General features: G+C 70.4%; 13 protein-coding genes and 2 pseudogenes. 10 read left to right on the plus strand and 5 right to left on the minus strand.

The window, feature by feature from the left end:
• The first annotated feature begins 5 nt into the window (after positions 1 to 5).
• From ACFQV6_RS00735 to ACFQV6_RS00750, 4 genes are all read left to right on the plus strand, one after another.
• Complete coding sequence (locus tag ACFQV6_RS00735) at positions 6 to 1,052, plus strand: methyl-accepting chemotaxis protein (RefSeq protein ID WP_378025294.1); 1,047 nt, start codon at positions 6 to 8, stop codon at positions 1,050 to 1,052.
• Between the two features lie 42 nt (positions 1,053 to 1,094).
• Positions 1,095 to 1,367, plus strand: a complete 273-nt coding sequence (locus ACFQV6_RS00740) for a hypothetical protein (protein WP_378025295.1) — start codon at positions 1,095 to 1,097, stop codon at positions 1,365 to 1,367.
• 20 nt (positions 1,368 to 1,387) lie between these two features.
• A complete protein-coding gene (locus ACFQV6_RS00745) occupies positions 1,388 to 1,957 on the plus strand; it encodes an HhH-GPD-type base excision DNA repair protein (protein ID WP_378025296.1) in 570 nt (189 codons plus the stop codon).
• A 74-nt stretch (positions 1,958 to 2,031) separates the two neighbouring features.
• Positions 2,032 to 2,415 carry a DUF3099 domain-containing protein gene (locus ACFQV6_RS00750; protein WP_378025297.1) on the plus strand — a complete coding sequence of 128 codons (384 nt, stop codon included), beginning with the start codon at positions 2,032 to 2,034 and terminating at the stop codon, positions 2,413 to 2,415.
• A gap of 27 nt (positions 2,416 to 2,442) precedes the next feature.
• On the opposite strand, the gene ACFQV6_RS00755 is transcribed toward ACFQV6_RS00750, so the two are convergent.
• Together ACFQV6_RS00755 and ACFQV6_RS00760 are read right to left on the minus strand one after the other, a co-directional pair.
• Positions 2,443 to 3,339: a carbohydrate kinase family protein gene (locus ACFQV6_RS00755; protein WP_378025298.1), complete on the minus strand. Its 897-nt coding sequence runs from the start codon at positions 3,337 to 3,339 to the stop codon at positions 2,443 to 2,445.
• A gap of 7 nt (positions 3,340 to 3,346) precedes the next feature.
• Positions 3,347 to 4,297 carry a pseudouridine-5'-phosphate glycosidase gene (locus ACFQV6_RS00760; protein WP_378025299.1) on the minus strand — a complete coding sequence of 317 codons (951 nt, stop codon included), beginning with the start codon at positions 4,295 to 4,297 and terminating at the stop codon, positions 3,347 to 3,349.
• Between the two features lie 199 nt (positions 4,298 to 4,496).
• Here ACFQV6_RS00760 and ACFQV6_RS00765 point away from each other — a divergent pair, with 199 nt between their 5' ends.
• The 5 genes and pseudogenes from ACFQV6_RS00765 to ACFQV6_RS00785 all read left to right on the plus strand — a co-directional run bounded on the left by ACFQV6_RS00765 (position 4,497) and on the right by ACFQV6_RS00785 (position 8,867).
• Positions 4,497 to 4,721 (plus strand): DUF3039 domain-containing protein, encoded by a 225-nt coding sequence (locus ACFQV6_RS00765; protein WP_378025757.1) that lies wholly within the window; start codon positions 4,497 to 4,499, stop codon positions 4,719 to 4,721.
• A gap of 7 nt (positions 4,722 to 4,728) precedes the next feature.
• Positions 4,729 to 5,343, plus strand: coding sequence for a trimeric intracellular cation channel family protein (locus ACFQV6_RS00770; protein WP_378025300.1), 615 nt, complete (start codon positions 4,729 to 4,731; stop codon positions 5,341 to 5,343).
• A 154-nt stretch (positions 5,344 to 5,497) separates the two neighbouring features.
• Positions 5,498 to 6,917: pseudogene (locus tag ACFQV6_RS00775) on the plus strand (DEAD/DEAH box helicase); the annotation flags it as partial.
• Positions 6,918 to 6,976: 59 nt separating this feature from the next.
• Positions 6,977 to 7,165, plus strand: a pseudogene (locus ACFQV6_RS00780) (ATP-dependent helicase); the annotation flags it as partial.
• 109 nt (positions 7,166 to 7,274) lie between these two features.
• Positions 7,275 to 8,867, plus strand: coding sequence for a diguanylate cyclase domain-containing protein (locus tag ACFQV6_RS00785; RefSeq protein ID WP_378025301.1), 1,593 nt, complete (start codon positions 7,275 to 7,277; stop codon positions 8,865 to 8,867).
• A 66-nt stretch (positions 8,868 to 8,933) separates the two neighbouring features.
• Here the strand turns inward: ACFQV6_RS00785 and ACFQV6_RS00790 are convergent, their stop codons facing one another.
• Together ACFQV6_RS00790 and ACFQV6_RS00795 are read right to left on the minus strand one after the other, a co-directional pair.
• The gene (locus ACFQV6_RS00790) at positions 8,934 to 9,176 is read right to left on the minus strand and encodes a hypothetical protein (RefSeq protein ID WP_378025302.1); all 243 of its coding nucleotides are present in this window, start codon (positions 9,174 to 9,176) and stop codon (positions 8,934 to 8,936) included.
• Positions 9,177 to 9,422: 246 nt separating this feature from the next.
• The gene (locus ACFQV6_RS00795; protein WP_378025303.1) at positions 9,423 to 10,973 is read right to left on the minus strand and encodes an RNA polymerase sigma factor; all 1,551 of its coding nucleotides are present in this window, start codon (positions 10,971 to 10,973) and stop codon (positions 9,423 to 9,425) included.
• A gap of 256 nt (positions 10,974 to 11,229) precedes the next feature.
• Here ACFQV6_RS00795 and ACFQV6_RS00800 point away from each other — a divergent pair, with 256 nt between their 5' ends.
• On the plus strand, positions 11,230 to 12,051 hold the full coding sequence (locus tag ACFQV6_RS00800) for an inositol monophosphatase family protein (protein WP_378025304.1): 822 nt from the start codon (positions 11,230 to 11,232) through the stop codon (positions 12,049 to 12,051).
• A 2-nt stretch (positions 12,052 to 12,053) separates the two neighbouring features.
• On the opposite strand, the gene ACFQV6_RS00805 is transcribed toward ACFQV6_RS00800, so the two are convergent.
• Positions 12,054 to 12,605, minus strand: coding sequence for a LytR C-terminal domain-containing protein (locus ACFQV6_RS00805; protein ID WP_378025305.1), 552 nt, complete (start codon positions 12,603 to 12,605; stop codon positions 12,054 to 12,056).
• Between the last annotated feature and the right edge of the window lie 261 nt (positions 12,606 to 12,866).

Here is a 12,866-nt window from a genome sequence, read left to right on the forward strand (position 1 = left end):
ATCGCATGCCCAGCCTTCTCCGCAAGCTGTCGTTCGCCCCGGCTGAGATCGAGGAGAAGCGGCCGAGCGGGGACGTCGTGGCCGAGGCGCTGGAGCCGATCGCGCCGTTCTGCGAGGTGGTCGACGCTCACGTGAACGACGTCATCGAGCAGACCGGCGAGGCCGCGCAGGCGATCGTGCAGCAGCTCATCAAGGTCGACTCACTGGCGGAGGTGATGTCCGGCGACGTCTCGCAGCTCGCCGGCACCCTCAGCCGTACCGAATCCGAGTTGAGCCAGGTCAGCAGCTCCAACGACCAGCTCGTCGGCCGCCTGATCGCGTACTTCCTCTACCGGGACCAGCAGATCCGGGCTCTGGTGGACCAGATGCGCGAGCTCGACCAGCACGTCAAGCAGATCGAGGAGGTCAGCCGGGCGACGAACATCCTCGCGCTGAACGCCATGATCGAGGCGGTTCGGGCGGGCGACGCGGGCGAGGGCTTCTCGGTGGTCGCCGATGAGGTACGCAAGCTCGCGCACCGCTCGTCGGAGGCGGCACACGGTATCGGCAGCAACATCGCCGACCTGACCGCCAAGCTCGACTCCGTGCTCTCCGACGACAGCCAGTTCGACAGCGGCGGGACGATTCCGGAGAGCACCGAGGAAACGGCGATGACCCGCCGGCTGGGCGGCATCGCCAACGCCCAGCGGGAGATGTCGGCGATGGTCACCGGCATCCTCAAGGACACCGTCAGCGCTGCCGAACAGGTGGAGCGCAGCTCTGCCGCACTTGTCCAGGAGACCACCGGTGCCGTCGGCCATGTGCAGTTCCAGGACATCAGCCGGCAGATGCTCGAGCACGTGACCGAGGCGGTCGCCGACGTTCGCCGGCAGTCCGAGCAGGTCGCGGCGTACGCCCGCGGTGAGCTCGGTGCGGAGGAGCTCGTGGCGTCCTCCATCAACGTGGAGGATCTGCGCTCCAAGCACGTGATGTCCCGCCAGCGGGCCACGCACGCCAACCAGACAGGTGAGGCGGTCCAGGCCGACATCGAACCGCTCATCGAACTGTTCTGACGGCACACTGTTCTGACGGCACCGGAGGAAAAGGGGCACGCGATGGCTCGGCTCGAGGACCACGGCCACGATGTGCCGACCGAGCAGGACGCCGTGAAGGCCCTGGCTGACCTGATCGGCCCGAAGATGGCCGAGGGGCTGTGGACGTTGTCGGTGCAGGCACTCGGCCTGCACCGGCCGGTGGACACGCCGTCGGAACTGCGCCGGGTGGCCGAGCACGTGATGGAGGTCGGCGAGCTGAGCCGGGTGGCCGGTCGCTCTCTCAAGGTCAGGATCATCACGTACGAGGCACTGGCTCGCGCCGTCCAGGTGTGAACCCGTGGGAGCATGCACTCATGGGCTTCCAGATCGCCAACGAGCCGGCCGCTGACGAGGTGCTCGACCGGTACCCGTTCGCCGTCGTCATCGGCATGATGCTCGACCAGCAGTACGGGATGGAGCACGCCTTCCGCGGCGGCTGGAAGGTGCTCAGCCGCTTCGGCACGCTGGAGCCGGCCGCGATCGCGGGCGCTGACGCCGACTCCTTCAAGGAGCTGTGCAGTCAGCCTCCCGCGATCCACCGTTTCCCCGGTTCCATGGCCACCCGCCTCCAGGAGCTGGCCACCCTCGTCGAGTCCCGCTACGACGGCGACGTCACCCGGCTCTGGACCGAGGCCACCAGCGGCAAGGACCTGCTCAAGCGGGTCCAGGAGCTGCCCGGTTTCGGCAAGCAGAAGGCGCAGATCTTCGTCGCCCTGCTCGCCAAGCAGCTCGGTGTCCGGCCGGAGGGCTGGGAGGTGGCCGCCGGTGACTACGCGCTGGACGGCTACCGGTCCGTGGCCGACGTCGTGGACGCCGCCTCGCTCGTCAAGGTGCGCGAGTTCAAGCAGCAGAAGAAGGCAGCCGCGAAGGCGGCCGCCGGCTGAGATCAGGGTGCCGGGCTCGGTGGGCATGATGGCCCGGACGGTGGGAGTATTGCGGGGTCGATCGGAGATCCCGCGTGAAGAAGCAGCCGGAGCGTCCGGTGTTGATCACCAATGCCGCTCGCAGCCAGGACGATCAGCTCCGCAGCCGGCAGATCCGCTACGTCACGATGATGAGCGTCCGGGCGGTTTGTCTCGTCCTGGGCGGTGTCCTGATCAGCGCCAAGGTGCCGTTGCTGCCGCTGTGGCTGAGCCTGTGCGCCGCGGGGATGGTCTTCCTGCCCTGGGCCGCCGTGCTGATCGCCAACGACCGCCCGCCCAAGTCGAAGGAGGAGCGCGCGGCCGACCGGGCGGCGCGCGAGGACGTGCGGCTCGCGCTGGAAGAACACGACAGCACTGAGCCCGACCACATCACCATCGACTCCGAGGTGATCGACGAGGCCCGCCGCCGCGGGATCTGAGCCCTCCAGGGCTTCGTCCGGCCCGGATCAGGGCTTCTTCCGGCCCGGTTCCGGCCGGGCGCCGATCCGGCCGACCGCCGCCGCACCCAGGGCGGTGCCGGCGGCCAGGGCTTCGTCCGGCCCGGCACCCGAGCACCAGGCCGCGAGCAGGCCGGCGGCGAAGGCGTCACCCGCCCCGGTCGGATCCTTCACCGGTACGCGTAACGCGCTCCCGGTCCACACCTCAGCGTCCCGGTTCGCCCAGACGGCCCCGCCGGGCCCCTGCTTCACGACCGCGTTACGCACGTGCGCCGTCAACCGCACCGCCTGCTCCGCGGCGGGTCCCGGACCGGCGAGCACGTCCGCCTCGTCCGCGTTGCACAGGAGCAGGTCGGCGTCGCGTACCCAGGTCAGGAAAGCCCGCGCACCGACGTCGCGCAAGGGTCCCGCCGAGGCCGCGTCGACGCTCACCGGAATTCCCCGCCCGGTCGCGGCGGAGAGGGCCGCGAGGCCCGCCGGCCGCGACCCGGCATGCAGCAGCGGATAGCCGGAGAGGTGCAGGTGGGTGCCGGCCGGTGCGGCGGAGATCACCGAGTGGACGTGGTCCGGATCGAGCAGCAGCGCGGCACCCCGATCCGTGATCATGGTCCGCTCGGAGGAGCCGGTCAGGACCACCACGCTGCCGGTGACCACGCCCGGGTGGACGCGCACCGCGCAGTGCACGCCCGCCCACTCCAGCTCCGCCACCCGCTCCCGCCCGGCCACGTCGTCGCCGACCGCGGCGATCAGCGTGACCGTCCGCCCGGTGTGCGCCAGCCAGGCCGCGGTGTTCGCGGCCTGACCGCCGCCGCCGACCCGGATCGCCGCGTCCGTGTCCGATCCGGGCCGCAGCGGGCCGCTCTGCTCGACCAGCACGTCGGTGACCAGATCCCCGACGACGATCATCGCGGGCTCACGCCGGGACCGCGAAGCCAACCGGGGCCGCCGAGCCGGTCGTCGCCGCCGCCGCGATCCGGGCCGCGAGCGCCGCGTTGCGCAGGATGATCCGGACGTTGACCTCGAGGCTCTTCCCCTCGGTGCTGGAGTGGAAGTGGCTCAGCAGGAACGGCGTGACCGCCTTGCCGGTGACGTTCTGCTCGGCCAGCAGGCTCAGCCCGCTCGCCAGGGTCCGGTCGTGCAGTGCCGGGTCGAGCTGCTCGTCGGCGGGCAGCGGGTTCGCCAGGACCAGCGCACCCTCGCTGACGTCCTGCTCGGTGCGGGCCCGGATGAAGTCCGCCACCTGCTCCGGCGAGTCCAGCTCCCAGTCGACGTCGAAGCCGCCGTCGGTGATGAAGAAGCCGGGGAAGCGCCGGGTCCGGTACCCGGCCACCGAGACGCCGAGGGTCTCCAGCCGCTCCAGGGTGGCGCCCACGTCGAGGATCGACTTCACGCCGGCGCAGACGACCACGATCGGCGTCCGGGCCAGGGCGGTCAGGTCGGCCGACTCGTCATAGGTGACGTTCGCCTCCCGGTGCACCCCGCCGAGCCCGCCGGTGGCGAACACACCGATGCCCGCGGCCGCGGCGATCGCGCTGGTGGCGGCGACAGTGGTGGCTCCGTCGGCCCGGCGGGCGGCGGCGATCGCCAGATCCCGGATCGAGAGCTTCGCCACGTCCCGCGCCAGCGCCAGGTGCTCCACCTGAGAGTCGTCCAGGCCGACGACGATCTCGCCGCCGATCATGCCGATCGTCGCCGGGACGGCCCCGTTCTCCCGGACGGTCTGTTCGATCTCCCGGGCGACCCGCAGGTTGTCCGGGTGCGGCAGCCCGTGCGAGATGATCGTGCTCTCCAGGGCCACCACCGGACGGCCGTCCCGCCGGGCACGGGTCACGTGCTCGCCGTATCGAATTGCGAAGTCAGTCACAGTGTCTCCCCGTCGGGCCCCTCTGACCCCGCCGGCGAGGCTGTTGGCCCGCTGCGGCGGGGGTGCCGCTCGGTGCAGGCGGTCCCGACCGCACTACCGTACGGCCCCCGGGTGCTGCGTTGTCGTTGGACCGACCAGGCGTGAGGTGTCAGACTTGGCGGCTGGAGCAGTGCTTCAATCGCTTAATTGTGAAGGGCAGATAATCGTGAGCACCCAGATCCTGGAGCGTCCGGAAACCAAGGACGCCGACACCGGTCCGGAGATGTTCCATTACGTGCGCAAGGAGAAGATCGCTGAGAGCGCGGTCATGGGCACCCACGTGGTGGCCCTCTGCGGTGAGACCTTTCCGGTGACGAAGACGCCCAAGCCGGGCTCGCCGGTCTGCCCGCAGTGCAAGGAGATCTACGAATCCATGAAGGCCTGATCAGGGCGTGACGAGCGGATCTGGCCTGCTCGTCGCGGATCTGGTCGGTGTGGCGGTGTTCGCCGCCTCGGGTGCCTCGGCCGGCGTCGTGAAGCGCCTCGACCTGTTCGGGGTGGCCTTCGTCGGCTTCGCTGCCGCGCTCGGTGGCGGCATTCTGCGTGACCTGGCCATCGGAGCGGTGCCGCCGCTGGCGTTCGCCGACTGGCGGTACCCGGTGACTGCCGTGCTCGCCTCGATGGCGGTGTTCTGGCTGCATCCGACACTGAACCGGGTCCGCCGTACAGTGCTGCTCCTCGACGCCGCCGGGCTCGGCCTGTTCACCGCGACCGGCACGCTGAAGGCGCTCGCCGCCGGCGTACCGCCGGTCGGCGCGTGCTTACTCGGCATGCTCACCGCGATCGGCGGCGGCCTGGCCCGCGACCTGCTCACCGGGCAGATCCCGGTGGTTCTGCGCAGCGAGATCTACGCCGTGGTCGCGCTGGGCGGCGCGATCCTGATCACCGTGCTGCACACGCTGGGCTTCGCCGGCCCGCTTCCGCTGGTGGGTGCCGCGGCCCTGATGACGGGGGTACGACTTCTCGCGCTCTACCGCCGCTGGTCGGCTCCCGTCGCGGCGCCGTAGCCCGCCGGAGCCATCGTTGGTGGCTATGCTGGAACCCGCCTCCGCGCCCCAGACCGCGGAGGTTTTTCCATGAAGAAGGGACCCTCGCAGCTTGAGCCCGCCCGTGCCGAACCTGGAGATCTTCCCGCCGCTGCGGGACTGGCAGCGCAAGGCGATGGTGACGTACCTGCGCCGCCGTTCCGAGGACTTCATGGCCGTGGCGACGCCCGGTGCCGGCAAGACCACGTTCGCGCTGCGGATCGCCGCGGAGATGCTCGCCGACGGCACCTGTGACGCGGTCACTGTGGTCTGCCCCACGGAGCACCTGAAGACCCAGTGGTCGCTGGCGGCGGCCCAGGTCGGCATCCAGCTCGACCCGAAATTCCGTAACTCCGACGTGCACTCGTCCCGCGACTTCCACGGTGCCGTCCTGACCTACGCGCAGGTCGGCATGGCGCCCGCGGTGCACAAGCGGCGCACCCTCACCCGCCGGACCTTCGTCATCCTCGACGAGATCCATCACGCCGGTGACGCGCGCACCTGGGGTGACGGGGTCAAGGACGCCTTCCAGCCCGCCGTGCGCCGCCTGCTCCTGACCGGTACGCCGTTCCGGTCGGACGAGAACCCGATCCCGTTCGTGACCTACGAGCGCGGCCAGGACGGCGTCCAGCGTTCGAAGGCCGACTCGGTCTACGGCTACGCGGACGCGCTCCGCGACCGGGTCGTGCGGCCGGTGCTCTTCATGGCCTACTCGGGGGAGACCCGCTGGCGGACCAACGCCGGTGACGAGCTGGCGGCCCGGCTGGGCGAGCCGATGACCAAGGACCTGATCGCCCAGGCCTGGCGGACCGCCCTGGACCACCGGGGCGAGTGGATGCCGCAGGTCATGCGCGCCGCCGACGCCCGGCTCACGAAGATCCGCGAGCACGGCATGCCGGACGCCGGCGGTCTGGTCATCGCGAGCGACCAGACGGCCGCCCGGGCGTACGCGAAGCTGCTGCACGACCTCACCGGGGAGCCGGCCACTGTCGTCCTCTCCGACGACGAGGGCGCCTCCGGCCGGATCGCCGAGTTCGCCAACTCGGAGAAGCGCTGGATGGTCGCCGTCCGGATGGTGTCCGAGGGTGTCGACATCCCCCGCCTGGCCGTCGGGGTGTACGCGACGAGCGCCTCCACCCCGCTCTACTTCGCCCAGGCGATCGGCCGGTTCGTCCGGGCCCGCCGCGAGGGCGAGACGGCCACGGTCTTCCTGCCCAGCGTCCCGCATCTGCTGGGGCTGGCCAGCGAGATGGAGCTCCAGCGCAACCACGTGCTCGGCGCGCCCAAGGAGAAGGACGGGCTCGACGACGAGCTGCTCGAGCGGGCTCAGAAGTCCGAGGACGCGCTCGGCGACCTGGACAAGATGTTCGAGGCGCTCTCCGCCACCGCGGAGCTGGACCAGGTCATCTACGACGGCACCTCGTTCGGCATGGCGGCGCGGAGCGGGACCCCCGAGGAGGCGGACTACCTCGGCCTTCCCGGTCTGCTCACCCCGGACCAGGTGACCACCCTGCTCAACAAGCGGCAGACCGAGCAGATGGCCGCGCAGAAGCGCCAGCTGCTGGAGCAGTCGAAGAACGACGTGCCCGAGCAGCGGGAGCCGGTCGTGGTGCTCAGCGCCGGCGAGCGCCGCAACAGTCTCCGGCGCCAGCTCAACACGCTGGTGGCCGCGCACCACCACCGGACCAACCTCCCGCACGGCAAGATTCACGCCGAGTTGCGGCGGATCTGCGGCGGGCCGCCGAGCGCCCAGGCCACGATTGAGCAGCTGGAGGAGCGGATCGCCACGATCCAGACCTTCTGAACCCCGCCACCGGCGGGAGCGCCCGGTACCGCTCCGGTTGACCTCCGAAACAGGCGCTGGTTCTCTCGGATGGTTCGCTTCGGCGCCGATAAGGCCACGGGAGGGACCGATGCGGGAGATCACGCGAGAGGCGGCGCGTCTGCTGGAGCGCGCGCAGACCGGCGAGGCCGCCGCCGCGATGGCGCGCGCCGAGGAGGTTCTCCGCGCCGCCACCGGCGACCTCGCCGACGGCCCGGCCTGCATGCACTTCGTCCGGGTGGTCGCGTTCATCGCGCAGGCGGACCCGGTCGGCGCCGTCGAGGCGGTCGAGCCGATGCTGATCGCGGCCGAGCGGGAGGGCAGCACCGGCTGGCAGGCCTGTGCCCTGGCCAGCCGGGCCTGGCAGCGCCTGCGTCTCGGCGAGGTCGACCCCGCCCAGTACGACGTCGGCAGCGTCCTGCGGGACCTGGTGACCGCCGAGTCGCTCGCCGCCGGTGAGACCGAGCCGGTCGCCGCCGTCAACTCCCGCGTCGCCGTCGCCATCGGTTACTACGAACTGCGCCTTTACGAGCTGGTCGAGCCCCAGTTCCGCACCGCGTACGAGATGAGCCTCGCCGACGACGAGCAGAACGGCAACCGGGCCATGTGGCTCATCAACCTCGCCGAACTGCACATGCGCTGGGCCCTCGAGCTCTATCAGATCCACCGCGTCGCCGACGCCGAGCAGCACACCGCCGCCGCCGAGCGGTACGCCAGTCAGGCCGCCGAGGAGGTCTCCGGTGACGACGCGGAGACCTGGCGGGACAACGCGCTGCTCTACGCCGCCTGCTCCCGGGCGGACCGGCAGGATCCGGCAGGTGCCGCGGCCGACATCGAGTTGCACACCCAGCGGCTCGAGGAACGCGGCTTCACGCCCGCCGCGCTGGCCACCAGCCGGCCCTTCTACGCCGTCGCGCTGAGCCGCTCCGGGCACGCCCAGGCGGCCGTGGACGTGATGGCGGACGCGGTGCGCAACCTGCCGCCGGATGCTGACTGGCTCGTCGTCGCGAGCACCCACCGGACCCGGGCGGTGCTGATGGCCAATCTGGGTTCGCGGGACGCCGAGTCGACCCTGGCGTACGGCGACTCGCTGGCCGCCGCGCTGTGGCGCCAGCGGCTCAACACGCTGCACGCCGCCCGCAGCATGCACGACCTGGATACGCTGCGCCTGCAGCACGAGCAGGTCGCCAGGGACGCGGAGCTGGACCCGCTGACCGGTATCGGGAACCGGCGGGCCTTCGACAGCGCCGTGGAACGGGTTCGCAGCGATCCGGACGCCCCGGGGCGCCGCGTCGCCGTGCTGCTCGTGGACACCGACAAGTTCAAACAGATCAACGACACCCGCGGTCACGCGGCGGGTGACGCGGCGCTGCGGGCCATCGCGGACGCGCTGGCGGCAGAGGTCGGCACCCACGGCCTGATCGCCCGGCTCGGCGGCGACGAGTTCGCGGCGCTGCTCGACGGCTTCGACGAGGCCGCCGCTGCCGCCGTGGCCACCCGGATGGTCCAGGCGGTACGCGAGATCCCGGACTGCCCCGCCACGGTGAGCATCGGCGTCGTCGTCACGCCCGCCCACGAGCTGGCGGCGGCCGTCGACCGTGCCGACGAGGCCATGTACCACGTCAAGCGCGGCGGCGGCGACGGCATCCGGGTCTGCTCACCCCAGGCCGCTCTGGCGATCTGAGGGTACGCAGAAGGGGCGTTCCGCTGGGAAACGCCCCTTGCTCACACGTCAGTCGGGGGACCGCTGTTAATTGGTGGAATTCGACATCTTGACCGCACCGCGCCAAGTGAAGTCCGGGTCAGCGGAATACTGAACCGCGATCTTCACCAGGTCCTCGGCATACCGGTTGGCGTGGTGGCCACAGAAGACCAGCTCGCCACCGCCTGCCAGGGTCAAACGGAGCTTCCCGGCTGCATTGCAGCGGTCGCACCGTTCATCGGCTGCTAGGCCGGCCAGGCTTCCCGCCGGCGGCGTGAGGGTCGGGGTCATCGCCTTCCTCCTCTGTTCGTCACCGATGAACATGTTCCTCGGCTACTGCTCACACATCGTGCAACACCCTGCACCGTTGCAGCCTTCCCAGAGTGCCCCGGGGGGACCGAGGTCACACAGTGGTTCTGGCTAGTGTGCCGTGATCCAAGGGTGCCACGTCAACGATCACTTCTGCACAACGGTCTGATCACCACCCGTTGATGTACGGGTGGTGACCAAATGGACACGTAAAGTTGACTGTTCGCCCTAGTCGAGATAGTCGCGGAGGACCTGCGACCGGGACGGGTGCCGCAACTTCGACATCGTCTTGGACTCGATCTGCCGGATCCGTTCCCGGGTCACCCCGTAGACCTGGCCGATCTCGTCCAGCGTGCGCGGCTGGCCGTCGGTCAGGCCGAAACGCAGCCGGACCACGCCCGCCTCCCGCTCGGAGAGCGTCTGCAGCACCTGCTGGAGCTGATCCTGCAGCAGCGAGAAGGAGACCGCGTCGACAGCGACGACCGCTTCGGAGTCCTCGATGAAGTCACCGAGCTGGCTGTCGCCCTCGTCGCCGATCGTCTGGTCCAGCGAGATGGGCTCACGCGCGTACTGCTGGATTTCCAGCACCTTTTCCGGCGTGATGTCCATCTCCTTGGCGAGCTCCTCCGGGGTGGGCTCGCGGCCCAGGTCCTGGAGCAGCTCACGCTGGATGCGGCCGAGCTTGTTGATCACTTCGACCATGTGCACCGGGATGCGGATGGTGCGGGCCTGGTCGGCCATGGCGCGGGTGATGGCCTGCCGGATCCACCAGGTGGCGTACGTCGAGAACTTGTAGCCCTTGGTGTAGTCGAACTTCTCGACCGCGCGGATCAGGCCGAGGTTGCCCTCCTGGATCAGGTCCAGGAACGCCATGCCACGACCGGTGTAGCGCTTGGCCAGCGACACCACGAGCCGCAGGTTGGCCTCGAGCAGGTGATTCTTGGCCCGCTCGCCGTCCCGGTTGATCCACTTGAGGTCGCGCTCGAAGTTGCGCTCGAGTGCCTCCTCGCCCTCGTCCGCCGCGCGCAGGCGCTCGGCGGCGTAGAGGCCGGCCTCGATCCGCTTGGCGAGCTCGACCTCCTGCTCCGCGTTGAGCAGCGGAACCTTGCCGATCTGCTTGAGGTAGGCGCGGACCGAGTCGGCGGAAGCGGTCAGCTCCGCGTCGCGGCGGGCCTGCTTGAGTGCCTCGGACTCCTCGTCGTCCCACTCGAAGTCACCGTCGGTCGCCGAGCTGGCGGCGTCGGTGGCAGCGGCGGCGACCAGGGCGGGCGGTTCCTCGACCACCACGTCCTCGATCGCGGCAGCGAGCTCCTCGGGGTCGATCTCCTCGCCGGGCTCGCCGGGCTTGCCCGGGACGGCCTTGGCCGCCGCGGTCGTCGCCTTGCGGGCCGGCGTGGCCTTGGCGGCCGCGGCGGTCTTGGCAGCCCGCTTCGCCGGAGAGGCGGCGTCGCCCTCGGCTGTGGGCGCTGCCTGCTTCGGAGCGGGAGCTGTCTTCTTGACCGGTGCGGCCTTGGCGGTGGTCGCCTTGGAGGCGGGCGTGGTCGCACGGGCGGCCGAGACCTTGCGGCGGGTGCTGGCGGAGCCGTCCACGACGACGGTGACGCCGGCGTCCACCAGCCCTCGCAGGATCTTCTTGGCCTGCGCCGGATTGACCGCGGCGGACTCGAGCGTGTGCGCGACCTGAGCCGAAGTGAGTTGCCCGCCCGCACCCTGAGCATGGGTGATCAAGGCCTCGGTGAGAGAGCGAACGTCGGCACCGTTCTGGTGGGCTTCTGTCACGAATGACCTTCCGGAGGCGATGAGGTTGGGCACGGCCAAGATCCAGCGCAGCACGCGGGGGCGAAGCTTTGACTGGAGTCGTTTGGGAGCCCTCGGGACACGGACCGTCCCGGCAGGTGTTTGTCCGTGAAGCGTGGGCAGAGGTGAATTGTAGCGCCGCCGACCGAGATCCTCCGCCTCCAGCACGCCGCCAGGGCCCGACGACCTCGTCAGAGATGCTCGGCGCAAGAATGGTATCGGTGGAAAGGACCCAAACGTGAGCGAGATTTCGGCGGTATCGACGCCCGGCGAGTTGCTGGCGATCGCGGTTCGTGTGGCGCGGGAGGCGGCGGTGACCGCCCGGCGGATGCGCGACGAGGCGATCGGTGACGTACAGACCAAGAGCACCGACACGGACGTGGTGACAGCGGCCGACAAGGCGGTCGAGCGGCAGGTGGTGGACGCGCTGCTGGCCGAGCGTCCCGGCGACGGAGTGCTGGGTGAGGAGTACGGCGACTCGGTGGCGGTCGCGCCGGGCGCCGTGCGATGGATCCTGGACCCGATCGACGGCACCGTCAACTACCTCTACGGCCTCCCCCAGTACGCGGTCTCCCTGGCCGCCGAGCGCGACGGCGTGGTGGTGGCTGGTGTGGTCTGCAACGCGGCCACCGGCGACGAGTGGACCGCCACCCTGGGCGGCGGTGCCTGGCGCGCCGGCCGCCGCCTGAGCGGCTCCGTACGGACCACGCTGGATCAGGCACTGGTCGGTACCGGGTTCGGCTACGACGCCCGCCGACGGGCCCATCAGGGTGCCGTATTGGCCCGGCTGATCACCCGTGTGCGTGACATTCGGAGGCTGGGTGCGGCAGCCCTCGACCTCTGCCTGGTCGCAGAGGGCACTCTGGACGCCTACTTCGAGAAGGGCCTGAATCTGTGGGACCACGCGGCCGGAGGGCTGATCGCGTCGGAGGCGGGCCTGATCGTCGGCGGCCTCTCCGGGGCACCGGCCGGCAAGCAGATGCTCGTGGCGGCGCCCCCGGCGCTGTTCGAGCCGCTTCACGACGCCCTCGTGGAGCTGGACGCGGCGGGCGGCCCCTAGGGTCAGCCGGCCTTGTCGTCCTTGGCCACGACCGGCTTGAGGCAGGCACCGGGCGGGAGTGTCGGCGTGCCGATCTCGACCAGCGACTGGTTGACCTCGGTGGTCGTGGCGAGCTGCTGGAACTGGTTGCCGATCACGATCTCGACGGCCGCACCCTTGCGCTTCGGGTTGTAGACCATCTCGGACTGGGCCAGGAAGTACGCCCGGAGCAGCTGAGCCTTGCCGACCGCCTCGGGGCCGAACCGGATCTCCGCGACGCCCTTGAACTTGGTCTTGCTCTTGCCCGGGTCCTGGACGGTGAACCGGCGGTTGCGGAACTCGTTCGTCACGTTCTCGGCGACACCGGCCTTGCTGGTGCCGTTGAGCACCTTGACGGTCACCTCGGCGGGGTCGTCCGGCAGCAGGACGTCGGCCAGCGGGGCGCCGGCCGGGCAGTCGCTGCCGTTCACCAGATCCCGCTGCGTGTCGCGGACCAGAGCGACGACGACGAAGACCACCGCGGCGACGGCGAGCACGCCGACGACGACGAGTGCTCGGACGCGCGCAAAGCTCATGGGGCTGGCTCCAGGTTTCCGGCGGCGGACCCGGGTGCGGTCGCCGGGCTTGTCGAGAGGTTAGCGTCTGTCCGCCAGCCTCGCGGAAACAGGGAATGCTTCCGGCGCGCCGACGATGATCCAGAGCCTGGTGCCCCTACCTTGATGTCGCCTCAGTCACATCGGGAACAATGTGCCGCCGGAACGCGTACAAGCCTGCCGCAGCAGCGGTAAGGTTCCGCGCTCGCCGGCCTAGTTCCGGGTGTCAGAAATCGTCCAGCG

Origin of the sequence: Actinoplanes sp. GCM10030250 (assembly GCF_042666575.1) — a bacterium.
Lineage (GTDB): Bacteria > Actinomycetota > Actinomycetes > Mycobacteriales > Micromonosporaceae > Actinoplanes.